Below are 25,679 nucleotides of genomic sequence, written 5' to 3'. Positions count from 1 at the left end.
GTACGTATGCACGCGTAGCGCATTGAACCTGTTCGGAGGCGATCATGGCAAACGAAACGTCACCTGGTGCAAGCGGACAACCGTCAGCCATCGGCACGGGATGGGAAGACCGCCCGGACACACCGGACACGCTCGCCACGCTGGTCGGCAAGATTCGCGCACAACAGGAATCGATTGCGTCGAGCAGCAAGACGGGCTTGAACGGACGTATCGACAGGGGGCAGCATCAGAAGCAGTTGATGGGCGCATTCGGTACGCTGCGCATCTTCGACACGGTGCCGCAGGCGCTGGCAGCCGGTCCTTTCGCAAACCGCGGTAACTCAGGCGCGCCGCTCCAGTATCGCGCGGCATGCCGTTTTTCGAACGGACAGCCCTGTCCTTTCGCGGACACCGAGGCCGACGTGCGCGGCGTCGCCATCAAGTTCTTCACGCCCGAAGGCACAGAAACCGATCTGCTCGCGACCAACGAAGGCGGCCGATCGCACACACGCGACGCAACAACCTTCATGGAAATCGCCGATCTGCTCATCGCGCAGATAGAAGGGGGATTGACGGGACTGGTCGGCAAGGCGACCGCCGACACGTTCAGCCACAAGCTCGGACCTGTCGAGGCGGCGCGCTCCTTCGGCATCCTGGCCGAAGCAACGAAGCTCCACAAGGTGGCGAGCCTCACGACGGAGACGTTCTGGGGCTCGGTCGTCAAACTCGGCGATGCTGCCTTCAAATACGCATTGCAACCGCATCCCGACACGGTGCCCGGCACTGATGGCGATCCGCATGGCGAGCAGTATCTGCGCGACGATCTGCTCAACCGCGTCGGCAAGGGCGCGCTGAAGTGGCAACTGGCCGTACAGCTCTTCACCGACGAAAAGCACACGCCCGTCAACGACGCGTCGATTGTTTGGGAAGCGCCGACGGTCGTGATCGGGGAACTCGAGATTTCATCGGCCCCTTCCACGGACGACGAGGCGGCCATCAATCAGATGGCGTTCAATCCGGGCAATGGATTCGAGCCGCTCGGTATCACGCATGCGCGCAAAGCGGTGTATGCGGCAAGCGCGGCCAACCGCAAGGACCGCGGGCTGATGTCGGGTGAACAGGCACGCGCACTGATCGACAAGACCCGTTAAATTTGAACGTCCGATGTGTTTGACTCTGAATTGACCAGGTTAAATCGTTAAATCGTTCAGAGTCATATCGACGAATTGAAAGCCGCAATCTGCTAAAACTTTAATCAAACCATGCAAAAATTCCATTGCGGCTCTTTAACCCGTCAGCAATTCATTCCTTATTAAATCAATTATTTTTCCCGCCCCATTTTCTACCGGGAAAACGCTTCCTGGCGCCGCTCGCCACATGGCATAAATACCGCATCTGTTTGAAAATTTTTCTTACACATTACGCGCTTGCGCTTTTACGCGGCAATTTAATATGCCGTGCAATACGCATAACGACCGTAATGAAAAATGAAAAAGAAGATCATGTCGGTATTTGGGACGCGGCCCGAAGCCATCAAGATGGCGCCTTTGATCCGCGCAATGCAGGCGGACCCCGAGATTGAACCCATCGTGTGTCTGAGCGGCCAGCACCGTTCGATGCTCGATCAGGTGCTGACTGCATTCGGTATCAGCGCGCATTTCGATCTCGCGCTGATGACGGGGAACCAGACGCTCAACGGCGTGGCATCGAAAGTGATCGCCTCGCTCGACCATGTGATCGCGCAGGTGCGGCCCGATCGCATCGTCGTGCACGGCGACACGACGACAGCCTCGGCCGCTGCGATCGCCGCCTTCAATTCACGCGTGCCTGTCGCGCACGTCGAAGCCGGCCTGCGCACGCGCGACCTGCAACACCCGTGGCCTGAAGAAGCGAACCGGCGCGTCGTCGACGTCGTTGCGGATCTGCTGTTCGCGCCCACGCGCCAGTCGAAATCGAACCTCGCAGCCGAAACGCTTGCGGGCAAGGTCTATGTGACGGGCAACACGGTGATCGACGCATTGCATTCGATGGTCCGCCGCATCGAGCACAATCCGCCGTTTTGCACGAGTCTCGATTCGCGCTTCCGCTTTATCAATCCGATGAAGCATCTGGTGCTGGTCACCGGGCACCGCCGTGAGAATTTCGGCGCCGGGCTCGCGAATGTCTGCGCGGCGCTGGCGGATATCGCGCGACGTGACGATGTACAGATCGTCTATCCAGTGCATCTGAATCCGAACGTGCTCGGCCCCGTGCGCGATGCCTTGAACGGCGTTCGCAACGTGCATCTGATCGAGCCGCAGGACTACGCGGGCTTTATCCGTTTGCTCCAGTGCGCCACGCTCGTGCTGACCGATTCGGGCGGCGTGCAGGAAGAAGCGCCCGCGCTCGGCAAGCCGGTGCTCGTCATGCGCGACACCACCGAGCGGCCCGAAGCCATCGAAGCGGGCACCGTTCAGCTGGTCGGCACCCGGCGCGACACGATCGTCGGCGCGGTCACATATCTGCTCGATGATCCCGACGCGCGCGCCGCCTTCGCGCGACGCGTGAACCCTTATGGCGATGGCCGCGCTTCGCAGCGGATCGTCGCCGCGCTGGCCGGGCGCGCGTTCGAGGAATTCGCGCCGCCCGCCGACGTCGCCCCGCTCGCTGCTTTGGCCTGATCGCCTGCACGTCGACAGCACTGCACTGCTCAACTTCGTCCGACGAGACTCCGACCTGATGATCGACACGTTACGCCGTGGCATCGCGCGTGCCCGTCCCGCGCTTGCCCGCTATTCCGTTGGCTCCTGTATCCGCCCGTTCGCGCTCGTCGCGGTTGCGATGTGCTCCGTGCCATCGTTCGCCGCCGGTGCGTTCGACAGCCTGAACCAGAGCGTGATCGAAACGCGCACTGTCACGCTGCGTCAGCTCGGCCTGCTGAGCGCCGTCACGCTGACGGCACCCGACACGCGCAGAGAATTCTTCCTGCCCGTCCCCGCCGACGTGCCGCTCACCGACGCAAGCCTGCAATTCGACGGCGGCTATGTACGCGGCGACGGCGGACGCACGACGATGCTCGTGTCGCTCGACGGCTCGCCCGTGGCCGCACGCGCACTCGACAAATCCGAAGGCGGCGTGACGATCGACCTCGGCGTCGATGGCGCACCGCGTTCGGCGGGATTCGTGCGGCTCGGTCTCGGCTACGCATCGGTCATCAACGACAACGTCTGCACGGATCAGACCGCGATCGGCAACGTGTTGCGCGTGGACCCATCGACGCGCCTCACCTACCGCTTCGATCCCGCCAACGTGCGCGACATCCGCACCGCGTGGAGCGCCCTGCCGTACGTGCCCGTGCTGACGATCGCGGGCCGCAGCCTCACCGCCGCTTCCCTCGACAACGCGTGGCGCACCGACGCGCTGTTGCAGCGCGACGGCAAGCGTCCGTTGACGCAGGCGATGCCTGCTGTCGGTTCGAACGTCGACCTGTCGTCGCTCGCGATACCGGCATCGCTGCGCGGTATCCCGGCGTTCGACGCGCTCGCCGCTTCCGCTTCCGCCTCCGCCTCCGCGCCCGACGCGCAACAACACCCGGTCGCCAACGCGGCAGAACTCGGCGCGATCCTCGCGCTCGCGCCGCGTCGCGTGTTCGGTCCCGACGTGATCGTCGCGGACGAGGCGCTGCGTGCTTCGTTCAACGCGGCGCTCGATGCGTTGCGCGCACAGATCGCGCAATCGTCGGCTGCAATGCTGCCTTCGTTCGACGCGTGGCGCGAACACACTGCCAGCCAGCTCGTCGCACCGCTCGCAGCAGGCGAAGTACGCGTCGCGCACTACGGCGGGCGGGCGGTGATCGTCGTTGGCGACAACGCGGGCGTTGCGGTGCTCGCGCGCAGCTGGCGATCCATCGACATATCGCGCCGCGTGGTTGTCCATCAGATCGATACGGGCGAGCGCACGCATGGCGATGCGATCCTGCTGTCCGAGCTCGGCGGCGAGCCGCGCAGCGTCGACGTGCATTCGACCGCCGCGTGGGAAGCGAGCTTCGATCTCGCCGCGGCCTCGGGCAACGGCAAGCTGCCCGACGAAGTCGTGCTCGATCTCGCCACGTCGCCTACGTTGTCGAACGGCGCGGCGACCGCGACCGTCTATTTCAACGACGTGATGATCGGCGCAAAGCTGCTCGATATCGACGGCAAGCGCGAGCGTCTGAGCCTGAAAATTCCACGCTATGCACTCGCGCGTAGCAACGACCTGCGCGTCACGTTCCGACGTCAACCGGATGCCGGTTGCCAGGCGCGTCAGTCGTACCCCGTCGCCGTGCTGCCGAGCAGCTATCTGAAGCTCGCCGACGGCACGCCGGGCAAGGATTTCGTCGGCATGGCGGCGCGCTATGCGTCGTCGGCGACCGTCATCGTGCCGCAGTCGTATCTGGACAATGCCGTCGACAGCGTGCCGCGTCTCGCCGTGCTGACAGGCGCGGCAGGCGTCGCGCCGTTGCCCGCGAAGTTCAGCGTGGTCGCGAACGGCGCCAGCGCGAATCCATCGGGCCCGTTCCTCGCCGCCGATGTGCCGCTCGCCGACGAGCACGATCCCGTCTCGTTCTCCGCCGACCGCCTGTCGCTCAAGTCGGCGCAGGGCGACCGTCTGATCGACGTGTCCGGCCTCACGCGGCTCGCGGTGCTGAGCGTTGCGAGTTCGGGCGACGCGAACGGCATCGTCTATCGCTCGGCGGGCGAGTCGCCCGTGCTGACGGACAAGCTGCAACTGTCGCGCGGCAATATCGCCGTGGTCGATTCGACGGGCGTGCTCAAGCGCTTCGACACCGTGAACCCTGACGATCTCGCGGCAACGGGCGCGAGCAGCACGGAATGGGTCATGCATCACTGGGCGCGCTGGGGCATTCCGTTCACGCTGATGGTGCTGCTGTTGCTGCTGATCCTGGTCGCTCGCATGGCCCGGCGACGCAAGCTCGCTGCGCGCAACGCGGCCATGTCGCAGAACGGCAATGGCAACGGCGGCGACAACGCAACCCGGAAGCCGCAGGACAAGGCGTGATACTCGCGACCCTTCACTTCTACGGCAGCGTACTGCTCGCGCAGTACTACCAGTTGCTCGAAGACACATCGGCTGTCGTCGCCGCGCTGATCCTGCTGTCGAGCCTCGACGATCTGTTCATCGACGTCTGGTACTGGGCGCGTGAAGCCGTGCGTCACTTGACGGTCAAGCGGCAGCATCGGCCGCTGACCGTCGGGCAACTGAACGAGCGCGCCGAGCAGATGATCGCGATCATGGTGCCCGCGTGGCACGAGCATGACGTAATCGCCGCGATGATCGAAGACCTCGTGCGCGTGCTCGACTATCGCGCGTACCGCGTGTTCGTCGGCACGTATCAGAACGATCCCGCGACGATTGCCGAAGTCGAGCGCATGCGGCATCGCTACAAGCATCTGCACCGCGTGGAAGTGCCGCACGATGGGCCGACCTGCAAGGCGGACTGTCTGAACTGGATCGTGCAGGCCATTTTCCGCTACGAATTCGAAGCGGGCGTCGAGTTCGCGGGCGTCGTGATGCACGACAGCGAAGACGTGCTGCATCCCGTCGAACTGAAGTTCTTCAACTATCTGCTGCCGCGCAAGGACATGATCCAGTTGCCCGTCGCGTCGCTCGAACGCGACTGGTACGAACTGGTCGCCGGCACCTATATGGACGAGTTCGCGGAGTGGCACGCGAAAGATCTCGTGGTGCGCGAGAGCCTTGTCGGTACGGTGCCGTCAGCAGGCGTCGGCACCTGCTTTTCAAGGCGCGCGATGCTCGCGCTGATCGAGGAAACCGACCGGCAGCCGTTCAACACGGAAAGTCTCACGGAAGACTACGACATTGGTGAGCGCATCGGGCGCATGGGACTGCAATCGATCTTCGCGCGCTTTCCCGTCGAATACACGTTGCGCCGCACGTCACCGTTCAGCCGTGGCTCGGGACACGAAGTGACGATAACGATGCCGCTGTGCGTGCGCGAATATTTTCCCGACACGCTGCGCACCGCCTATCGTCAACGGGCGCGCTGGACGCTCGGCATCGGTCTGCAAGGCTGGGCGCTGACGGGCTGGAGCGGATCGCTCGCCAACCGCTATCTGCTGCTGCGCGACCGCAAGGGCGTGGTGACGTCGTTCGTCGGCATGCTCGGCTATCTGCTCGTGATCCAGTTCACGCTGTTCGGGCTCGCGTCGCTGCTCGAACTCACGCCGAATCTGTTTCCGTCCCCGTTCATCGATTCGCCTTTGATGCATACGCTGCTCGCGGCGAACTTCATCGCGTTGTCGCTGCGCGTGGTGCAGCGCGTGATCTTCACGACCCGCCTCTACGGATGGAAGCACGGCGTGCTGTCGGTGCCGCGTCTCGTGATCGGCAACTTCATCAATTTTCTTGCGGTGCTGCGCGCATGGCGCCTCTTTCTCGTGCATCTGGTGACGGGCAAACGCCTCGCGTGGGACAAGACGATGCACGATTTCCCCAGCACGGACGCCTTGCGCAACACGCGTCAGACCCTGGGCGAACTGCTGGTGTCGTGGCAGGCCATCGACGCCGACAAGCTCGAACGCGCGCTGCACGACGAGCATGCGCGCGAAGCGCCGCTCGGACGCGTGCTGATGGCCAACGGCTGGCTCGACGAAGAGACGCTCGCCGAAGCCGTTGCGTTTCAGGCCGATCTGCCGCGCGGCAGGCTCGCGCCGGCGTTGCTGCACGATACGGGCAATCAGGTGCCAATGGATGTACTGGTGCGCCTGCGCACCTTGCCGCAAGGCATCGACGAGAGCGGGCATGCCGTGTTCATCGCAGCGAACCTGCTGCCGGATGTTGCGCTCGATGAACTGCGCGCCGTCACGGGCCACACGGTGTCGCTGCAGATCGTGCGCGAAAGCGAGGTCGCAGCGGGACTGCGCATCCTGCGCGGCGTGTACGAGCCGCTCGTCGAAGACGACGAGACGGTGCGCTCGCCTGTTGAACAAGGCGCGACACGCGGCGTGCCGTTGCTTGGCGACCTGCTGATCGAAATGCGCCTCGTGACGCATGCTGCATTCGAAGCGGCGCTGAACACCTATCGCCCGGATCGCGACGGACGGATCGGCGATTACATGGTCGCGCGCAACATCATCTCGCCTTCCGCGCTGCAAAGCGCGATCGCCGCGCAGCAGCGTCTGCGCGAAGCACAAGCGGACGGCCGATGAAGCGGCGCACGAAGAAACTCAACGCGCCGTGTCATGCGTCCGCGCCACGCTCACGCACAACGGTGGCCGCATGCGTGATCGCGGGCGTGCTTGCATGGCATGCGCGTGCCGCGGTTGCGGATGAAGTGTTGCCTTTGAGCCTGTCCGGCGCGGCATACCGGGTCGCGCAGCAGGCGTATGCGGCGTATGGCGAACATCGCTATGCGGACAGTGTGACGCTCGCGCATGAAGCGATCCGCCAGCGCCCTGACGTCGTCGAACTGCGCATTCTGCTCGCCAATGCGCTCGCTGCGGACGGTCATCGCAGCGATGCGCTACGCACGTTGAACGACGCGACGCGTGAATTCGGTCCGCAAGCGTCGCTGGTCGCACGTCGCGCGCAGATCGCCGCGGGCGACGATGGCGGCGCAAGCGATCTGCCCGGCGCGGCTGGCGTGGCAGCACGCGCCGCGTATCGCGCGTATGCCGGCAAGGATTACGACACGGCCGTCGTCGAAGCCAAGCGAGCCATTGCGCTGGCGCCTCAGGTCGAGCGGCTGCACTATCTGCTGATCGATGCGCTCTCCGCCTCGGGACGCGACGACCAGGCGTATGCAGCCGATCAGAACGCGACAAGCCGTTTCGGCGATACGAAAGCGTTACACACGCGGCGCATGTTCATCGGTGCGCGTCTCGCGCCCGCCGCGTCGTCGGCCGCATTCGACGCGCGGCAGCGAGGCGATCTCGCCGACACGGAACGTCTCGCGCGTGAAGCGATCGCGTACGCGCCCGAGCGGCGCAACTTCAGGACGCAGCTATTCGACGTGCTGATTGCGCGCGACGACATGGCCGGTCTCGAACAGGCCGCGACGCAGGCAATCACACAGGACGATAACGACGTGCTCGCGTGGACGTTGCGCGGTTACGCGCGCGCGGCACTGCACGAGCCCGGCGCCGACGATGACTTCGCGCATGCACTCGACGTGCCGCTCAATGACGAAACAGCAGGACCGGCGATGCGAAACACACGCGTCGCCCGCACGATCATCGCGGATACATGGCTCGCCGAAAACCGTCCGCAGGCCGCGCTCGACGTGCTCGCCCCGCTCCACCCTGAACATGACGACACGGACGACGCTATCGCGCTGCGTCGGCTGCGTGCGCAGCGCGCGATGTCGGCGCAAGCACAAAGCATCGATACGCTCGCCAGACCCGTGTTCGATTGCCACGCCGACGCATTCGGCGCATCGTGCGATATCTATGCCGCCGACCCCGGCTTCGACGCGATGCGTACCGCACGTTCGGCGACACAGCGCGGCGACCATCATGCCGCCGTGCTCGCGCTGCGTCAGGCCGTGGCCGCCGTCCCCGACGACCCACAACGGCGCATTGCGTTGATCGACGCACTCGTGGCCGACGGCGATACGTCGCAGGCGAAAAGCGAAGCACGCGCAATGATCGCCGCTGGCATGACGAACGGCATGACGCCGCTGCAAACCGCGTATCTGGCGCAACGCGCAGGCGACGGTCAGCTTGCCTATACGTCGTTCGAACAGGCCGACCGCGACGGCTCGCTGCCCGCTTCGGCCGCAGGCGATGCCGGCTATGCGGCACTGGCAGCGCATCACAACGAAGCCGGCGCCGCGTGGCTGGAACGCGCGATCGACAACGGCACGCAGGCATCCGGCAATACGACACCGATGACGCCTCAGGCCCTGCTCGATGCACAACAGGCACACGCCGACGCAACCCGCAAATGGGGTTTCAACACGACGCTCAACTATCGCGGCGGCGGCATCGCGAACGGGCTCGCCACCAATCCGGCTCCGGGCCTGTCGAACAACTGGCAGGCGGGCACAGAAGCGTACTGGCGGCCGTTCGGCAGCCTCGGCGAGCGCGCGTTCGAAGTCTATGCGCGCGGCTACGAGAACTTCGGCGTGAAGGGCGATTCGCCTTCCGGCGTGACCACGTTGCAGGCTGCGCTCGGCGCGCGCGTCAAGCCGTTCGCGTCGACCAATGCGATCTTTGCGTTCGAACGGATTTTCCCGATCGGCTCCAGCGCGCGCGGCGACTGGCTCGCGCGCGCGGCGTGGTCGGGCGGCTTCGGAACGGAGCGGCGCATCGACGTGCCGAGCTGGTGGACGGGCATCGTCTACGGTGAAGCGGGCCACTACGTGCAGCATCCGTCATCCTATGCGACAGCGAATGCACGACTTGGCCGCACGTTCCGCGTCGACAGCATCGATCCGCGCCTGACTGTGTTCCCGCATCTGGTCGCGGGCGCGGACTACGATTCATCGATCGATCACAGCGTGCCCGTCGGCGTAGGCGCCGGCATCGCAACGCGATTCTGGTTCAGAGGAGGTCCATACGATGCGCCGCGTTCTTTCGTCGATGTGTCGGTTCAGTATCGCGTACGCGTCGCGGGCGACAGCCGCGCGCGGGGCGTGTTCTTCGGTGCGGTGTATTCGTACTAGCGCCTGCGTGCGTCAGGCACGGCACCTCGTCAGATCATCGACATGAACGGTTCTTCGCTTCGCGCTATCGTCACTGCGCTCGCGCTTGCCGTGCCGTGTCTCACGTCGTGCGCGAACGGCAATGCGTTGCCGCCCGTGGCGGGCATCGTCTGGCAGCCGGATAGCGATCATGCCAATCCGCGCGGCGACTGGGACAAGCTCGGCGCACACGAACTGCTCGTGCAATGGACAGCCGTGGATGGCATCGCGTTTGTCGGCGGCACGACGATGCGTGCGTCCGCGAACATGCCTGACTGGAACCGCATCGCGCGCGAACCGTGGGCCCGCGATGTGATCGTCGGACTGGCGGGACGCTTCGGCGAGAACGCCGCGCGTGCGGATACGGCGGCGCTGCTGCGCGAGTCCGCTCAACTGATGCAGGCGCCGCTTCCCGTGCACATCACCGGCTGGTATTTCCCCGTCGAACTCGATCCCAGCTGGAAATCCGCGGCCGCCACCTTGCGCCCTGTGCTCGACGCGCTGCCCCGGCCGCTGTGGATCAGCGTGTACGACCGGCAGAACGTTGGTGGCGATGCGCTCGCGACATGGCTCGCGTCCTGGCTGCCGCAGGACGTCGGCGTGCTGTTGCAGGACGGCTGCGGCGAATATGCGCGCGAGCCGCGCATCGCGCGGCAGTATGCGGACCAGTTGTCGGCAAAGCTCGGCAAGGCGCGCGTGCGCATCATCGCCGAGGCGTTCAGGCCGCAGCCGGGCGGCGGCATGCGCGCGGCCACCGCCGATGAACTGCGGCCGCAACTCGATGCGTATCGCGGATATCGCGTCTATCTGTTCGATGGTCCGCACTATGTGTCGGACCAGCTCGTGCGTGAATTGCAGGCGACACAGCCGCCTTCGCACTAGCCGGACGACCGTCTTCACGTATTCGATGCAATCGCCGCAGAGCCAAAAACCCGCTTTGTGGCAAGATGCGGAGCCTATCGCACTATGGAGGTAATGTAATCAATGCTGATGCGAGCACTTATCGCCGCTACGCTGCTCACGACCACACTGCTGAGCATCCCGCAAACGGCTAGCGCACATCAAAGAATGGAGTGCCGCCGCTACTGGCACCATGGACATCAGGTGCGGCGCTGCAAGCCGGCACCCCGGCATCACCATCGTCCTCCTCCTCCGCCGCATCATCGTCCGCCGCCTCCGCCGCCGCATCGCTACTGATGAATCACCTGGGGCGGCAGCATGCAACGCCTGCCGCCCTCGCGTGATACAACCGCTTCAAAATACGCCAGCAACCGGAATAAATATGGTTGTATAACAGTCACCGAATCAACGGATGAACGAGAGACGTGAGATGAAGCACTCGCCGATATCCCGGCTGATCCTTTCCACGTTGGCACTGGCGCTGGCGGGGTGTGCCGCGGGCAGCATGCAGCAAGCCACGACCCATCTGTCGCCCACGCAATGCCGTGACCTTGCCGAACTCCGGAACAACGCGCCGCCCACGCCGCAGCGCAACCGGAGCGAACTGGCTGCGCTCAGGCAAGCCGGCTACGACCCGTCGCGATGGTACGACCCATACTATCCAGACGATCTGCAGGCAGCGCAGCGCCAGGTGGACCGCTGGTTCCAGACTGAATGCCGGTAGACGGTGCGTGACTGAAGTACCCGAATGCAGCAGGGCCCACACACGCGAGGAGCGCGCATGTTCGACCACGTCAAATTCGGAGTCAGCGACTATGCAGCGAGCAAGGCGTTCTTCCTCAAGGCACTCGAACCGCTCGGCGTAGCGATCGTGTCGGAAGGCACGCCGACGTATGGCGTCGAACTCAGCGCGAAGGACAAGACTTCGTTGTGCCTGTTCCAGACCGACGAGAAACCGGCGCATCTTCATCTGGCGTTCAAGGCCGACAATCGCGGGCAGGTCGACGCGTTCTATCGCGCGGCGCTCGATGCCGGTGCCAGAGACAACGGCGCGCCGGGTCTGCGGCCGCAATATCACGCGAACTACTATGCGGCGTTTGTGATCGGTCCGGACGGGCACAACATCGAAGTGGTCTGCAATGAACCCGAGGCCTGACTGAGCCGACCCGACATCAGTCGCGTTCAGCGTCCACGGCACTCGCGCTGAATGGCGCGTCGTCCCACGCCTTTTCGATTGCCTGCAACGCGCTCAGCACGATCGAGCGGTTCAGCGCTGCCGCCAGCACGCCATCGCGTTCGGCATACGCCTCGCACAGGCGTTGATGATCGGCGCAAGACCGCTGCAAGCGCCCCGGCAGCGACGTACTAAGCCGCCGCAAGCGGTTGGTGCGCATGCGCATCGAGTCCAGCACTTCCTTGAAGATGCCATTGCCGCACACGCGCAGTTCTTCGTCGCGAAAAGCGACATTCGCCCAGAAATAGCCGTCGACATCGCCCTGCGCGGCCACCTCGGCAAGACGCCGATGCGCGCGCCACAGCGCTTCGATGTCGTCGTCCGTCGCACGTTCGACGATTGCCGTCGACACCTGCGCATAGAGGATCGCGCGCAACTGGTAGATCTCGCGCACTTCCGTCAACTCGACGGTCGACACGCGCGGGCGGCGGCGCGGCGACCAGTCGACCAGCCCTTCGCGCGTCAACACGAACAGCGCTTCGCGCACCGGCGTGCGGCTCACATTGAAGCGTTTCGCGAGATCGACCGAATTCAGGTCGTGCCCCGGCAGCAGGCGCCCTTCGATGATGCCGCGCGCCACCCAGTCGACGATCTCCGCGACGGCCGATGCTTCGCCTGACGACGCGTCGCCGTCCGCTTCGAGCGCATTTCTGTCGACATTCCGATGCATCGCAGTGTTCCTGATGAAGTCCGTCCCAGCGGAACGGCACGCGCCGATTCTAGCAAACGACGGCCTCGAATCCGCTCCTGGCAAGACTTTCCACGCTCGCGCGGTTGGCTCTAAGTGTATACATTTGAGCATATTTTATTGCATTGACAGGCGCGTATCCGCTAGACTTCACCTAAAGTGTCGACATTTACGACACTTCCTCGCCGCCTCAGTGCGCGACTGGATCAGACAACGGAGACGCAGACTGGTGACCCGCTCTCAATCGGAACACTGCCGCCCGCGCGCTCCACATCGCATTCACTATCAGACAGAAGGAGACACGCATGTCCATCATCGACCGCCGCCGCTTCCTGAAGACGGGAGCCGTCGGCGCGTTCGCCGCGGCCGCCAGCGGCACGACCGTGTACGCGCAATCGCAGGACGCCGCGAAGCCGGCTTCCGCGCCCGACGCGGCTAGCGCCATGAACGCGCGGCCGCCGAAAGTCACGCGCATCCTCGCGGACTTCATCGTGAAGACGCGCTATCAGGACTTGCCCGCCGACGCGCGCAAGGAAGGCGTGCGCACGTTGATGAACTGGGTCGGCGTCGCCGTGGGCGGCTCGCACGACGAGACGGTGAATCGCGCGGTGGCCGCGCTCACGCCGTTCTCGGGTCCGCCGCAAGCGAACCTGCTGGGCCGCACCGAGCGCTTCGACATCATGAACGCGGCGTTCCTCAATGGCGTCAGCAGCCATATCTTCGATTACGACGATACGCATCTGAAGACGATCATCCACCCTGCCGGCCCCGTTGCTTCCGCGATTCTCGCGTACGCGCAATACCATCCGGTGTCGGGCAAGGACTTCCTCAACGCACTCGTGCTGGGTGTCGAAACGGAACTGCGCATCGGCAACTCGGTGTATCCGAATCACTACGATGTCGGCTGGCACATCACGGGTACCTGCGGCGTGTTCGGCTCGGCCGCGGCAACGGGCAAGCTGATGGGCCTGAGCGTCGAGCAGATGGTCTGGGCATTGGGTCTCGCAGCCTCGCAACCGGTCGGTCTGCGCGAATCGTTCGGCTCGATGAACAAGAGTTTCAATCCGGGGCGCGCCGCCGCGAACGGCATCTTTGCCGCGCTGCTCGCCGGCCAGAACTACACGAGTTCCGACGGCATGATCGAAGCGAAGCGCGGCTGGGCGAATACGATCAGCACGAAGCAGGACTATCGCGAGATCACAGAGGGTCTCGGCTCTCACTACGAATCGACGCTGAACACGTACAAGCCATTCGCGTGCGGCATCGTCATTCATCCGGCCATCGATGCAGCGGTCCAGCTGCGCAATCAGTACCATTTGCAGGCGGACCAGATCGAGCGCATCGATCTGCGCGTGCATCCGCTCGTGATCGAACTGACGGGCAAGAAGACGCCGCAAATCGGCCTCGAAGGAAAGTTCAGCATCTATCACGCCGTCGCGATTGCGATCATCGACGGCGCGGGAGGCGAAAAGCAGTTCAGCGATGCAAAAGTGCGCGACCCCGTGACGATTGCGCTGCGCGAGAAGGTGAATGCCATCATCGATCCCGCGATCAAGCCCGAGCAGGTCGACATGACGATCACGCTCAAGGATGGCCGCAAGCTGCACAAGTTCATTCAGCATGCGATCGGCAGCACCGAGGTGCCGATGACGAACCAGCAGCTCGAAAAGAAATTCACGGACCTCGCCGACGGCATCCTGCCGCCCGACCGAACGCGCGCGCTAATCGACACGTGCTGGCGCGTCGAGCAATTGCAGAGCGCGGCTGAGATCGCGACAGCGGCCTTGCCGACGTAGCAACTGTCAGGTTGCCGGCAAGACAGATCGATAGAATCATCGAATCCTGTTGACCCGGCCCCAAGGGTCACCCTCATGCTCACAGGCACCCGTCAACCTGGAGGTGACCCATGACTTCTTCTACGAAGTGTCTGAATGCGTCGGAGGCGGCCAGCAGGCTGGGCGTATCGATCAAGGCGTTGCGGCTTTATGAACAGCATGGTTTGCTGAGTCCGGGCCGCACGGCAGCGGGATATCGTGCGTATGGCGAGCACGACATCGCGCGGGCCACGGAAGTCGTGAGCCTGCGTGCGCTCGGTCTCAGCCTGACGGAAGTCGCCCGCGTGCTCGATGGCGATGCGCGCAGCCTGGCCGCCGCGTTAGCTGCGCACGAAACGGCGCTGGGCACGCAGATGCGCGATCTTGTCGCGAAACTCGACAAGGTGCGAAAGCTTCAAACCGACCTCGCGCAAGGCCAGTTGCCCGCTGGCCAGGAACTAGCCGGGTTGATCGGCGGGGGCGGCCCGCGCGTCGCGTTCGAACTGCCGTGGCCATGGGGCGGGGAATGGTTCGAGTTGCGCGATATTCGGCCGCTGAACTACATCATTGGATCGCTGGGTAGCGGGAAGACACGGCTGGCACGACGGCTCGCGCAGACGCTCGAAGGCGCGGTGTTTCTCGGTCTCGACCGGCTCGACGATCAAAGCGCGGCGTTGACTATGGATGACGGTCTCCGCTCGCGTGTCGATCAGGTGCTGGCGTGGCTTGTCGACGAAGGCGCCCGTGCTTCGACAGCGCTGACCACCTTGCTCGCCGCGCTGGAAAGCGAGGCACCTCACGCGCTGATCGTCGATATGATCGAACAGGATCTCGATCGATCCACTCAGGAAGCGTTGATCGTGTATCTGCGCCATCGCGCGAAAACGGCGCGGCGGCCCCTGTTCATGTTGACGCGCTCGTCGGCCATTCTCGATCTCTCGCTGGTCGGCCCCGACGAAGCGATTACTCTTTGCCCCGCCAATCACAGCCCGCCCACGCGCGTCGCGCCGTATCCCGGTGCGCCGGGTTACGAGGCAGTCGCCACGTGCCTCGCGTCGCCCGAAGTGCGCGCGCGAGTGGCGCGCACTCCGGAAATGGCGTCACGTTCGACGATTAGCGTCTAGCCCGCGAGCGATTCGACATCACGCACACGCTCCACGCTGCGCTCCTCTTTTGCCCGCCGCAGCGACGGCGCGGAGGACATCAGCAGGCGCGTGTACTCGTGACGTGGCGCGTCGAAGAGCCGTTGCGCATCGCCCGCTTCGACCACGCGTCCGTCCTTGAACACGAGCACGCGGTCGCTGACATGCCGGATCACATCGAGATCGTGCGAGATGAACAGCAGCGACAGACCCAGTTCAGCCTGCAACGTGCCGAGCAGATCGAGCACCTGGGCTTGCACGTAGACATCGAGCGCCGACACCGGCTCGTCGCAGACGATCAGCGCCGGCTGCGGCGCAATCGCGCGCGCGATCGCCACACGCTGCCGTTGTCCACCCGATAGCGACAGCGGCCGCCTGTCGAGATGGCGCGCATCGAGTCCGACCTGTTCGAGCAGTTCGACGCTGCGCTCCCGCACCTGATGCGGCGCGAGCCCCGACGACGTCAGCGCCTCTTCGAGCAGTTGCCGCACGGAGTAGCGAGGATCGAATGAACTGAGGGGATCCTGCGGGATGTACTGCAGCTTCGAGCGCAGTGCGCGGCGCGCGGGCTCGCGCACATCTTTGCCGTTCCATTGCGTGCCGAGAAAACGCACCTGCCCTGCCGATGGCGCTTCGAGTCCGAGCACGAGCTTCGCACAGGTGCTCTTGCCCGAACCCGATTCGCCGACGATCCCCACCACTTCGCCGCGCCGCACGTCGAATGACACGTGATCGAGCGCGATGAAATCGCTGCTGTCGGACTTGCCGTTTGCGGCGATGGCGCGCGGGCCGCGCCGTGCGTAACGCTTGCCGAGGCCTTCGACCTGCAACAGCGTCTCGCCCGACACGCTTTGCCGCGCCGGCAACGGATCGCGCACGACCAGCCTCGCGCGATCGGCATGCCCATGCGCGTCAGTACCGAGACGCGCCGACGTCAGCCGCTGCCCGCGCGAGTGCGCAGACGGCTGCGCGGCGATCAGCCTGCGCGTGTACGCATGTGCGGGACGCGTCAACACGTCGTGCGTCGAGCCACGTTCGACGACCTCGCCGCGATGCATCACCAGCACACGGTCCGCGATCTCCGCCACGACGGCGAGATCATGCGACACCAGCAACACACCGACGCCCTCGCGCAGACGCGCCGCCAGCACGTCGAGAATCTGCGCCTGCACGGTCACATCGAGCGCAGTGGTCGGCTCGTCGGCGATCACGAGCGCCGGGCCCGCGACGATCGCCGACGCGATCAATGCCCGCTGCCGCAAGCCACCCGACAACTCGTGCGCATACTGTTGCGCGCGGCGCTCCGGTTCGGGCATGCCGACATCGCGCATCGTCGCGTGCACGCGCGCCCGGCGCGCGCGGCGCGTTGCACGCGAGCCTGGGCGCGTGTGCAGCGCGAGCGTCTCTTCGATCTCGGCACCGATCGTACGCAACGGATCGAGCGACACCAGCGCGTCCTGCATCACGAGGCCCGCGAACCCGCCGCGCACGCCGCGCCAGTCGCGTTCACTGAAGGGCAACGCGCTCCTTCCATCAATCTCGAACTGTTGCGCCGATATCCGCGCGCCGTGGCCTGCAAGGCCGATCAGGCTGCGCGCCGTCAGACTCTTCCCCGAGCCCGACTCGCCGACGAGCGCTACGCATTCGCCTGCGCGTATCGACAGATCGATGCCGCGCACCAAAGGCTCGCCGTCGTTCGCATCGGGAAAGCGGATCTGGAGTCCGCGTATATCGACCAGCGTGCGCGCCGTCGAAAAATCATTCTTCATCGCGCTTTGACTCCGTAGACGCGGGACAGATGCTTGCCGATCACGGAGAACGCGACCACCGTCAGCGTGATCGCCATGCCGGGGAACACGCTCGGCCACCACGCGACGCGCAGCACGTCGCGTCCTTCGGCGAGCATCACGCCCCATTCGGGCGTCGGCGGCTGCGGGCCGAGACCGAGAAAGCTCAGGCCGGAGACGGCGATGATCGCGCTGCCGATATCGATGGTGGCGATCACGGGCACGGCCGCCAGCACGTTCGGCAGGATGTGGCGCAGAAAGACTTCGCGGCGCGACAGTCCCCACACGACGGCATGCGTCACATAATCGGCGCGGCGCACGACCAGCGTCTGAGCGCGCAGCACGCGCCCGAACTTCGGAATGCCGGCAATGCCGACAGCCACCGCGATATTGACGATGCCCTGACCAAGAAACGTCACCACGAACAGCGACAGCAGAATGGGCGGGAACGCCGACAGCACGTCGAACACACGCGACGCGCTTTCATCGACGACGCGACGCCCGAGCCCCGCCGTCATGCCGACCACGAGTCCGATCAGCAGACTGACGATCATGCTCGCGAGTCCGATCAGCAGCGAATAACGCGCGCCGTACACGACGCGCGCGAACACGTCGCGGCCGATGCGGTCCGTGCCGAACCAGTGCGCGGCGTCGGGCGCCTGCATCGCGTGTGCGACATCGCTGACGAGCGGATCGTACGGCGTGACGACGCGAGGAAACGCCATCGCGAAAGCAAGCGCAACGAGAAAAGCCGCCGACACGAGCACGGCTGCGGGCAGACGATTGACAAACGTCAGGCGCCACCGCTGTCCGACGCCTGGAGTAGAAAGATCGCTCATGATGCCCGCAGCCTCGGATCGATAAACAGATACAGCACGTCGAGCAACGTCGAAATCGCGACGTGCACGAACGCGGCCAGCAACACGACGGCCAGCACGACCGGCACGTCCTGCGAGGTCACCGCCGTCAGCGTCACGCTGCCGATACCGGGCCGGCCGAACATTTTCTCGGTGATCACCGCGCCGCCCAGCAAACCGCCGATCAGCCAGCCGCCCAGCGTGATGACGGGCAGCAACGCATGCCGCAACACATGCCGGGCGCGCAGTGCGAATTCGGACACGCCGCGCGCTCTCACCGTCGTCACGAAAGGCCTTTCGAATACGGCCTCCAGCGCCTCGCGCATGACCTGCGAGAGCATGCCTGCCGTCGGCAATGCGAGCGTCACGGCGGGCAGCACGAGCGCGCGCCAGCCGGCCGCGCCCGATACCGGAAACAGCCGCCAGTGAAACGAAAACACGATCAGCAGCAGCAAGCCGAGCCAGAACACGGGCGACGACGTGAACAGCAATTCGAGCGCCGACGCGATGCGGCTCGCCCACGCGGCACGGCCTGCCGCGAGCCCCGCCGTCGAGGTCGCGACGAGCAGCGCGAGCACGATGGCCAGCACGCCCGCCGCGCAAGCGAGCTGGATGGTCGGCCACAACTGGCTGCCGAGCACGGCGAGCACCGGCTGCTGCATCACGAAGGACGTGCCGAGATCACCGCGCGCAAGACGCAACAGGAACTGCCCGTATTGCCACAGCAGACTGTGATCGAGGCCCCATTGCGCGGCGATCGCCTCGCGCAGGCCTGGATACGCGAGGTCGCCTGCCAGCACGTCTTCGATACGGCCAGGCAGCGCGTGTATCGCGAGGAACGCGGTGGTCGCCGCGAGCCACATCACCAGCGCGCCCGTCAAAACCCGCGTGACGATCTGCTTGAGCACGTCAGCCTCCCTGCTTCTCGACCCAGATGTCGTACGCACTCGCCGGGCCATCGAGCTGCGGCTCGAAGCCCACGCCATGCACCGTCGACTTCGCGGCGAGATGATAAGTGGGCGCGAACAGCGGCACGATGAACGCTTCATCGACGGCGCGCTTTTGCACGAACGCGAGCAGCTTGCGGCGCTCATCGCCGATGGGCAGCAGGCGCGAGCGGTTGATCGAATCGACGATGGTCTTGTCGGGCGTCTTGATCGCGTTATAGAGGAAGCCCTGGTCGCCCAGCATGTCCCACAGTTCCATCGCGACGTCGGACGGATTGTCGGTGTTCGGGTAGATCGTCCAGTTGCCCGTTGCCTTCTGGTTCGCGAAGTCGCCCGCCGTGGTGATGCGCAGGCCGAGATCGAGGCCGATGTTCTGGCGCAGCGCCGACTGGATCGCGCGGATCAGCACGTCGCGGCTGTCGCGCACATACGGCTGCGGATAGCCGACTTCGATCGACAGACGCTTGCCGTCCTTCGTGCGGAAGCCCTCGCTGTCGCGCGTCGTCCAGCCCGCTTCGTCGAGCAGGCGGTTGGCCTCCTTGACGTCGTTGCCCCACGAATGCTTCAGTTCCGCGTTGTAGTCGGGATTGTCCGGGCCGATGTTCGACCACGCGCGCTGCACCGTGCCGAGATACACGCTCTTGACGATCGCATCGAGATCGAAGCCGTCGCGCAGCGCGCGCCGTACGCGCACGTCGTTCGCAGGCGCGACCGTGTAGTTGACGTTCAGCGTGAACGAGGTCGTCGCGGATGGTCCCGTCAGGTACTGGAAGCCGTCCACCTTGTCGAACACGCTCGCGTCTGTCGGCTGCACGCCTTCGATCAGATCGACCTGTCCCGAACTGAGCGCGCCCGTGCGCACTGCCGCTTCGGGCAGAAAGCGATAGGTCACGTGCTCGAGGTACGCCGTGTCCTGATGCTGCGCATTCTCCGGCGCCCACTTATACGCGGCATTGCGCGTGAAAGTCGCCGATTGTCCGCGCTGGTACGAACTGAAAACGAACGGCCCCGTACCGACGATGCCGGGCCCGCCGCCGCACAGATCCTTGTTTTCCGCGAGCGCCTTCGGCGAGATGAAGCCTAGCTTCACGCTCGACAGCGATTCCAGCGTAGTGGAATCCGGCTGTTTCATCACGAGTCGCACGACATACGGCGACACGACCTCGACGCGATCGAAATGCACCAGCAACGACGCGGATGCCGATGTCGTGCTGACGTTCTTCAGGATGTAGTCGAAGTTCGCCTTGACGGCATTTGCATCGAACGGGGTGCCATCAGTGAAATGGACATCGTCGCGCAGGTTGAACGTGTAGCTCTTGCCGTCGTCTGCCACTGTCCACGATTTCGCGAGCCACGGCGCGTAGGTGCCGTCCGTTTTCTTGCTGATCAGCGAATCGATGTAATTGCGGATCACCCAGAAGGCGTTTTGCTGCGACGCGCGGTGCGGATCGAAACACGCGGGCTCCGTCGTGACGCCCCATGTCAGCGTGCCGCCCGCGACGGGCTTCAGCGATTGTGCGCGCTGCGCCGTGGTGTTGGCGTCCGATTTGTCGCAGCCGCTCAATACGAGTGACGCACCAATAACGAAAGTGCCGATTAATGCGAGCGTGATTGTCTTCAGGCCGAATGTGCGTGCGCGAGTGGAATCGTGAATCATCGGTAGAGGTGTCGAGGGTAATCCCGCAGCGTAAGTAAAGACTTGCGCTCTCTCCAACGAATCAATCTTGCTATCGATAGCTGATGCGCATGCAATGCCCGAAAGCGTGCCCGCTCAATAACGATTTCCGTCGATACTGCATCGACCGTGAATGCGATGTTCGCTATTTCATGAGAATAACCACGCGCTTAGCACGCGTGGTCGATTGCAAAGCAGCAGATATCGTTAGGCAAGCGCCTGCCAGATCAGCACGATATTGAGTCCGACAATGACGAGCGCCGCGATAGAGGCCAACCCCAGCGTGCGTGGCTTCACCGCGAATTCCCCCATCACAGCGCGCTTTCCCGACAGCAACAGCAGCGCGATCATCGGCAGCGGCAGCGCCATGCTCAGCACGACCTGGCTCACGATCATCGCGTGCGTCACATTGCAGCCCATTGCGACCACGACAAACGAAGGCACGATCGTCACGAGCCGCCGCACGACGACGAGAATCTTCGTACGCACGAAGCCTTGCATGATGACTTGCCCCGCCATCGTGCCGACTACGGAACTCGAGATTCCCGACGCCAGCAATCCGACCAGGAAAATCGCTGCCGCGCCGCCGCCAAGCACGGGAATCAGCGTCTGATACGCCGCGCCGATATCGCTGATGCCCGGCGCCACGTGATGAAAGACAGTCGCCGACATGACCACCATCGCCATGTTGACGAGCGCGGCGGCGCCGAGCGCGAGCATCACTTCACGGTTGGAAAAGTCGATGAGCCGGCGTCGTTCGCCGCTGTTCTTTGCGGCCACGCGGTTTTGCGTCAAGCCCGAATGAAGATAGAGCGTATGCGGCATGATCGTCGCGCCGACGATACCGACTGCGAGCGTCAATGCACCGCTATCCTTCAGTTGCGGCACGAACGTATTCGCGATGACGGCGGGCCACTCGGGCGGCGCAATCATCAACTCGCACACATAGGTTCCGCCGATCACCGCAACGAGCGTCGCGATGAGAATTTCGAGCGGCCGGAAACCGCGCTTTTCGAGCGACAGGATCGCGCACGTCAGCGCCGCAACAATGCCCATCGAAACCAGCATCGGTAGATGAAACAGCAAGGACAGCGCGAGTGCGCCGCCGAGAAACTCGGCCAGATCGGTCGCAATGGCCGCGATTTCAGAAGCGAGCCACATTGCCATGGTGACGCGCGGCGGGAAATGCTCGCGACACAATTCAGCGAGGTTCTTTCCGGTGACGATACCGATGCGCGCGGACAGTGCCTGAAACAGCATCGCAATGAGGCTCGACAGCAGCACGACCCATAACAGGCCATAGCCGTAATGCGATCCCGCTTCGATGTTGGTGGCGAAGTTGCCCGGGTCCATGTAACCCACTGATGCGATCAGCGCCGGCCCCACGAATGGCAGGAACGCGCCGATCCCTTTGCTTCTGCCTTCGAGTGCGGCTCGCACGGAAAGGCCTGTCTTCTGCGTGGACGTCAGGCTGACTGTCGCTGCGCGTTTGCTTGATGTCGGCAGAGGATGCATGTCGACTGACTCCCGGTCTCGTTCTGGCATTGATCGATCAACAGAAACAGCAACGCCGGCAGCGCGCGTGCGCGCCGGCGTATCGCGACTACTTATTGCGGCAGGATGTCGGGCCGGTCGCGCGGGAACTGCGCGAGCGTTTCGGCGCTGATGTTCAGCGTCTGCATGACCATTTCAGGCGGTGTGTGCGTGAGCCAGTCGGACAGCGAGACTTCGGCGAAGTGATCGGCCTTGAAGACTTCCAGGAAGATCAGGTCGGTGTCGCCCACGTTCTGCACGTAGTGGCCGAGGCCTTTTTTCACGTAGCCGATGTCGCCCGCGTTGAAGTCGGCGGTCTCGGCCTTCGGGCCCGTGTCGAATACGGTGACGCGTCCCTTGCCCTTGATGTAGTACTGCCATTCGTCCGCGTTCGGATGCCAGTGCAGTTCACGCAGGCCGCCCGGATGAACCGTCACCAGTGCCGCGGCGATGGCTTCGGATATCTTGAAGTTGCGGCTGTCCGCGATCTGCACGTGACCGCCGCGCGTCTTGCGAACCGGCTGCGAGCCCGCCAGCGAGAATGTCACGGGCAACGCAGGCGGTCCCTTCTTCGATGCTGCCGCGCGCTGATCCGCTGCGAGCGGGCCCGGCTCCTTGCCCTGGAAGATCCACAGGTTTTCGAGCGGAATGTTCCTGAATGCTTCGACAGGAACACCGAAGTTCTGCGCGAGGACGTCGGGCGGCGTATGCGCGACCCAGTCGGTCAGCAGCAGCGTGTTGAATTCGGAAGCCATGCCTGCATCGAACGCAATCAGGAATTCGGTGCCCGTCGGCCCCATGCCTTGCAGCGAGTGCGGCAGGCCCGGCGGGAAGTACCAGAGATCGCCTGCGCTCACGTCCTGAACCGACGGACGGCCGAGTTCGTCGAGCGTCGTGATGCGGCACGTGCCGTCGAGCACGATCGCCCATTCGGCCTGCCGGTGCCAGTGCATTTCGCGAATGCCGCCCGGCCCCAGGCGCATGTTGACGCCGGAGATGTCCTTTGAAATCGCGAAGTCCGCCTGCGTTACTTCGCGTGCCCAACCACCGTTCTGGATGCGCTTGTGCGCGTTGTTGAATGAAGACCAGAACAGCGGCATGCCGTTGATGTCGGTAGCGGGAGGATTCTGGAACGACGGGAACTGGTTTTGCAGCGCGTGGCTGTGCGGGCCGGGATCGGTCAGGCCGAGCGGATTTTTTGCGTTGACTGCGCCTTCGGGCGGCAGGTCGGGATTGCCGAAAGTGGCAGCTTTCGCCGTCACGGCGACACCGGCGGCCATTGCGGCCGTCGCTGCGCCGATCAATGCCTTGCGTCGGGACAGGTTCGTCATGTTATTCCTCGTTACGTTGATCAAGGGCTGCTCGACTGACTGATGGCGTATCGATGCGTTTGCAATCAGTGAAGCGAGCCTTGACGAGCACAGTAACGATTGAGACGAACGACGCCTATCAGACCTACGGGAAGCCGTAGCATCCATCGACATGGGCGTCTTATACGAAAGATTGAACGCGCAATACGCGCGGGTCGATCGGGTGATGATCGAGGCGGGCTGGCCGTGCAATTACGCAATCTGCCGGCCCTTTCACCCAGCCGATTCTCAGCCTGCCGTCTCACGCAAAGGCGCGGGAGGAACCACGGTCTTGATGAGACCTGTCTTGACGTCGTACACCAGCCCCGACACGATCAGGTTATCGGGAAGGTTGCCGTTCGCGCGGAGTGCCGCGACATCGAGTGCCACCGCCTCGTACGGTTCCGTGATCGCGAGTTCATCGAGCGCGTCTGTCTCGACGCCGAGATGCTTCGCGAGCAACGCAGGCGCATGCTTGTGGCAGCCGATGATCCCGCAGTCGGTGTGCTGCAGCAGGACGAGATTGCGCGCACCATCCGGGCGTCCTGCCGCTTTCGCGACGACGCTCAGGACTGCCAGCGTTTCGAGCAGGTTTTTGTTGACCCGGCCACCGACATTGCGAATCACGGCCGCCTCGCCCTGTTTCAAACCCAGCACACTGGCGGGATCGACGCGCGGGTCGACACAGCCGACAACCACCGTTCCCGTCGACGGCATCATCTTCAGTTCGGGCGCGAACGCGGTGTTCGCGAAGTCGGCGTTACGCTCCAGCATGACATCGTTGAAGTCCATTTTGCTTGCTCCTGCGTTGTTGGCACAAAGTGGCCTGGTTGAATCTCAAGTGTCAGGCGCGTCGCAATCGCGCGATGCGCACTCGACGACGGTATCGCGCGATTTCACACGCGGCTCAGGCGAGCTCTTCCAGATCTTTGACGGGCTCTTCACCCGCCGCGCGCACCGATCGCTCGATGACATGCAGCTTCGGTGTGCGGTCGATCACGAGGCCAAGCACGTCGGGACGGCTGTAATGACCACGCGAGTCCATCATGCGTTTGCGCTTGTCGATCTGCCAGAAATCCAGATCGGCGATGATCTCGCCTTCTCCTTCACGCAGCGGCGCGCCACCCATGTACTCGCCGTCCGGCGAAACGATGGCGGTAAAGCAGCCGCTGGAGATCGGGCCGATCTGGGTTGTGTTGGTATCCTTCAGAATCTGCTGATGCTGCTCGGGCGCAAGCCACGCGGTCGCGTTGACCACGAAGGCCCCCGCCTCCAGCGCGTGCTGGCGAATGTTCACGGAAATCTGCTCCGAGAAAAGATCGCCGGCAAACGAACCCGGATACATGGCCGAATGGATTTCCTCGCCATCGGCCATCAGCGCGTAGCGGGCGAGCGGGTTGTAGTGCTCCCAGCACGCCAGCTGCCCGACCCGGCCCACTGCCGTATCGACAGCGCGCAGGCCCGAGCCATCGCCCATTCCCCAGACCATTCGTTCGTGATAGGTCGGCGAGAGCTTCCGGCGGCGCTGCACGAGCGTGCCATCGGCATCGAACAGGAGTTGCGTGTTGTAGAGCGTGCCGCCGTCGCGTTCATTGACGCCAATCGACACCACCATTCCGGCCTGGCGTGCCGCTTCGCCGATTGCGCGAGTCGTCTCCGACGGGACCGTCACGGCCTGTTCGAGCAGCTTGTAATGCTCGGCACCCATGGCAAATGGCGATTCGATGAACGAGAAGTACGGATAATAGGGAACGACGGTCTCAGGGAACGTCGCGAACTGGACGCCCTGCTTGCCGAGCTCCAGAATTTTCTTGACGACTTTATCGACAGTGCCTTCCCGGCTATAGAGGACAGGCGCAATCTGGACGGCTGCGGCGCGGATGATCTTCGACATGATGAGGTTCCTTTCGCTGGTGCGAGACGGATAAGAGAAGTGCTTGTACCTTAACGTCGCGGCCCATTACGAACCATGTCGTTGTTGCCACCATTCATGACATCCGTCGTCCGGGCGCAGTAAGCTCACTACTCGGATTCATCAGTCCGCTATCGGGGAATTCGACCCGGACGGCGCTCGTTCACACCACGTTCATAT

Annotated in this window: 19 protein-coding genes; 10 read left to right on the top strand and 9 right to left on the bottom strand. The window is 64.0% G+C overall.

Annotated elements, in window-relative coordinates; translation table 11 throughout:
* Nucleotides 1-44: 44 nt before the first annotated feature.
* The 8 genes from G3O01_RS13660 (at nucleotide 45) to G3O01_RS13625 (ending at nucleotide 11,717) form a co-directional block, all read left to right on the top strand.
* A complete protein-coding gene (locus G3O01_RS13660) occupies nucleotides 45-1,130 on the top strand; it encodes a catalase (RefSeq protein WP_205805465.1) in 1,086 nt (361 codons plus the stop codon).
* A gap of 336 nt (nucleotides 1,131-1,466) precedes the next feature.
* Entirely contained in the window at nucleotides 1,467-2,639 is a 1,173-nt protein-coding gene (gene wecB / locus G3O01_RS13655) for a UDP-N-acetylglucosamine 2-epimerase (non-hydrolyzing) (protein WP_205805463.1), read from the top strand.
* A gap of 58 nt (nucleotides 2,640-2,697) precedes the next feature.
* On the top strand, nucleotides 2,698-5,016 hold the full coding sequence (locus G3O01_RS13650; RefSeq protein WP_205805458.1) for a cellulose biosynthesis cyclic di-GMP-binding regulatory protein BcsB: 2,319 nt from the start codon (nucleotides 2,698-2,700) through the stop codon (nucleotides 5,014-5,016).
* Entirely contained in the window at nucleotides 5,016-7,187 is a 2,172-nt protein-coding gene (locus G3O01_RS13645; RefSeq protein ID WP_346779183.1) for a glycosyl transferase family protein, read from the top strand. Before G3O01_RS13650 ends, G3O01_RS13645 begins: the two co-directional genes overlap by 1 nt.
* Nucleotides 7,184-9,643, top strand: a complete 2,460-nt coding sequence (locus G3O01_RS13640) for a bacteriophage N4 adsorption protein A (protein WP_205805451.1) — start codon at nucleotides 7,184-7,186, stop codon at nucleotides 9,641-9,643. The genes G3O01_RS13645 and G3O01_RS13640 overlap by 4 nt, the downstream gene beginning before the upstream one ends.
* A 42-nt stretch (nucleotides 9,644-9,685) precedes the next feature.
* Nucleotides 9,686-10,543: a hypothetical protein gene (locus G3O01_RS13635; protein ID WP_205805448.1), complete on the top strand. Its 858-nt coding sequence runs from the start codon at nucleotides 9,686-9,688 to the stop codon at nucleotides 10,541-10,543.
* A gap of 448 nt (nucleotides 10,544-10,991) precedes the next feature.
* Nucleotides 10,992-11,285 carry a DUF4148 domain-containing protein gene (locus G3O01_RS13630; RefSeq protein ID WP_205805723.1) on the top strand — a complete coding sequence of 98 codons (294 nt, stop codon included), beginning with the start codon at nucleotides 10,992-10,994 and terminating at the stop codon, nucleotides 11,283-11,285.
* Between the two features lie 57 nt (nucleotides 11,286-11,342).
* A complete protein-coding gene (locus G3O01_RS13625) occupies nucleotides 11,343-11,717 on the top strand; it encodes a VOC family protein (RefSeq protein WP_205805446.1) in 375 nt (124 codons plus the stop codon).
* 16 nt (nucleotides 11,718-11,733) lie between these two features.
* Here G3O01_RS13625 and G3O01_RS13620 read toward each other — a convergent pair whose 3' ends face one another.
* A complete protein-coding gene (locus G3O01_RS13620; protein WP_205805441.1) occupies nucleotides 11,734-12,465 on the bottom strand; it encodes a GntR family transcriptional regulator in 732 nt (243 codons plus the stop codon).
* Between the two features lie 323 nt (nucleotides 12,466-12,788).
* On the opposite strand from G3O01_RS13620, the gene G3O01_RS13615 reads away from it, so the two are divergent.
* Together G3O01_RS13615 and G3O01_RS13610 are read left to right on the top strand one after the other, a co-directional pair.
* Nucleotides 12,789-14,279, top strand: coding sequence for an MmgE/PrpD family protein (locus G3O01_RS13615; protein ID WP_205805440.1), 1,491 nt, complete (start codon nucleotides 12,789-12,791; stop codon nucleotides 14,277-14,279).
* A 110-nt stretch (nucleotides 14,280-14,389) separates the two neighbouring features.
* Nucleotides 14,390-15,421, top strand: a complete 1,032-nt coding sequence (locus G3O01_RS13610) for a MerR family transcriptional regulator (RefSeq protein WP_205805439.1) — start codon at nucleotides 14,390-14,392, stop codon at nucleotides 15,419-15,421.
* On the opposite strand, the gene G3O01_RS13605 is transcribed toward G3O01_RS13610, so the two are convergent.
* From G3O01_RS13605 to G3O01_RS13570, 8 genes are all read right to left on the bottom strand, one after another.
* Nucleotides 15,418-17,208 carry an ABC transporter ATP-binding protein gene (locus G3O01_RS13605; RefSeq protein WP_205805437.1) on the bottom strand — a complete coding sequence of 597 codons (1,791 nt, stop codon included), beginning with the start codon at nucleotides 17,206-17,208 and terminating at the stop codon, nucleotides 15,418-15,420. The two genes, G3O01_RS13610 and G3O01_RS13605, sit on opposite strands and share 4 nt — an antisense overlap.
* Nucleotides 17,205-18,065 carry an ABC transporter permease gene (locus G3O01_RS13600; RefSeq protein WP_205805436.1) on the bottom strand — a complete coding sequence of 287 codons (861 nt, stop codon included), beginning with the start codon at nucleotides 18,063-18,065 and terminating at the stop codon, nucleotides 17,205-17,207. Before G3O01_RS13600 ends, G3O01_RS13605 begins: the two co-directional genes overlap by 4 nt.
* On the bottom strand, nucleotides 18,062-18,991 hold the full coding sequence (locus tag G3O01_RS13595) for an ABC transporter permease (protein WP_205805427.1): 930 nt from the start codon (nucleotides 18,989-18,991) through the stop codon (nucleotides 18,062-18,064). The genes G3O01_RS13600 and G3O01_RS13595 overlap by 4 nt, the downstream gene beginning before the upstream one ends.
* Before the next feature lies 1 nt (nucleotide 18,992).
* Entirely contained in the window at nucleotides 18,993-20,687 is a 1,695-nt protein-coding gene (locus tag G3O01_RS13590) for an ABC transporter substrate-binding protein (RefSeq protein WP_205805422.1), read from the bottom strand.
* Between the two features lie 225 nt (nucleotides 20,688-20,912).
* A complete protein-coding gene (locus G3O01_RS13585; protein ID WP_205805418.1) occupies nucleotides 20,913-22,220 on the bottom strand; it encodes an Nramp family divalent metal transporter in 1,308 nt (435 codons plus the stop codon).
* A 92-nt stretch (nucleotides 22,221-22,312) separates the two neighbouring features.
* Nucleotides 22,313-23,569 (bottom strand): cupin domain-containing protein, encoded by a 1,257-nt coding sequence (locus G3O01_RS13580; RefSeq protein WP_205805415.1) that lies wholly within the window; start codon nucleotides 23,567-23,569, stop codon nucleotides 22,313-22,315.
* 267 nt (nucleotides 23,570-23,836) lie between these two features.
* Entirely contained in the window at nucleotides 23,837-24,379 is a 543-nt protein-coding gene (locus G3O01_RS13575) for a carbonic anhydrase (RefSeq protein WP_205805414.1), read from the bottom strand.
* A gap of 115 nt (nucleotides 24,380-24,494) precedes the next feature.
* Entirely contained in the window at nucleotides 24,495-25,481 is a 987-nt protein-coding gene (locus G3O01_RS13570; protein ID WP_205805412.1) for a nitrilase-related carbon-nitrogen hydrolase, read from the bottom strand.
* Between the last annotated feature and the right edge of the window lie 198 nt (nucleotides 25,482-25,679).

Origin of the sequence: Burkholderia sp. Ac-20365 (assembly GCF_017104715.1) — a bacterium.
Taxonomy (GTDB): Bacteria; Pseudomonadota; Gammaproteobacteria; order Burkholderiales; family Burkholderiaceae; genus Paraburkholderia.
This window is presented reverse-complemented; position numbering and strand designations above follow the sequence as displayed.

Coding starts and splice junctions, on each gene's coding strand:
- G3O01_RS13605 (WP_205805437.1), bottom strand. CDS start 17,208: ATGAAGAATGATTTTTCGACGGCGCGCACGCTGGTCGATATACGCGGA.
- G3O01_RS13660 (WP_205805465.1), top strand. CDS start 45: ATGGCAAACGAAACGTCACCTGGTGCAAGCGGACAACCGTCAGCCATC.
- G3O01_RS13615 (WP_205805440.1), top strand. CDS start 12,789: ATGTCCATCATCGACCGCCGCCGCTTCCTGAAGACGGGAGCCGTCGGC.
- G3O01_RS13590 (WP_205805422.1), bottom strand. CDS start 20,687: ATGATTCACGATTCCACTCGCGCACGCACATTCGGCCTGAAGACAATC.
- G3O01_RS13640 (WP_205805451.1), top strand. CDS start 7,184: ATGAAGCGGCGCACGAAGAAACTCAACGCGCCGTGTCATGCGTCCGCG.
- G3O01_RS13620 (WP_205805441.1), bottom strand. CDS start 12,465: ATGCATCGGAATGTCGACAGAAATGCGCTCGAAGCGGACGGCGACGCG.
- G3O01_RS13610 (WP_205805439.1), top strand. CDS start 14,390: ATGACTTCTTCTACGAAGTGTCTGAATGCGTCGGAGGCGGCCAGCAGG.
- G3O01_RS13625 (WP_205805446.1), top strand. CDS start 11,343: ATGTTCGACCACGTCAAATTCGGAGTCAGCGACTATGCAGCGAGCAAG.
- G3O01_RS13580 (WP_205805415.1), bottom strand. CDS start 23,569: ATGACGAACCTGTCCCGACGCAAGGCATTGATCGGCGCAGCGACGGCC.
- G3O01_RS13570 (WP_205805412.1), bottom strand. CDS start 25,481: ATGTCGAAGATCATCCGCGCCGCAGCCGTCCAGATTGCGCCTGTCCTC.
- G3O01_RS13635 (WP_205805448.1), top strand. CDS start 9,686: ATGAACGGTTCTTCGCTTCGCGCTATCGTCACTGCGCTCGCGCTTGCC.
- G3O01_RS13600 (WP_205805436.1), bottom strand. CDS start 18,065: ATGAGCGATCTTTCTACTCCAGGCGTCGGACAGCGGTGGCGCCTGACG.
- G3O01_RS13630 (WP_205805723.1), top strand. CDS start 10,992: ATGAAGCACTCGCCGATATCCCGGCTGATCCTTTCCACGTTGGCACTG.
- G3O01_RS13585 (WP_205805418.1), bottom strand. CDS start 22,220: ATGCATCCTCTGCCGACATCAAGCAAACGCGCAGCGACAGTCAGCCTG.
- wecB (WP_205805463.1), top strand. CDS start 1,467: ATGAAAAAGAAGATCATGTCGGTATTTGGGACGCGGCCCGAAGCCATC.
- G3O01_RS13650 (WP_205805458.1), top strand. CDS start 2,698: ATGATCGACACGTTACGCCGTGGCATCGCGCGTGCCCGTCCCGCGCTT.
- G3O01_RS13575 (WP_205805414.1), bottom strand. CDS start 24,379: ATGGACTTCAACGATGTCATGCTGGAGCGTAACGCCGACTTCGCGAAC.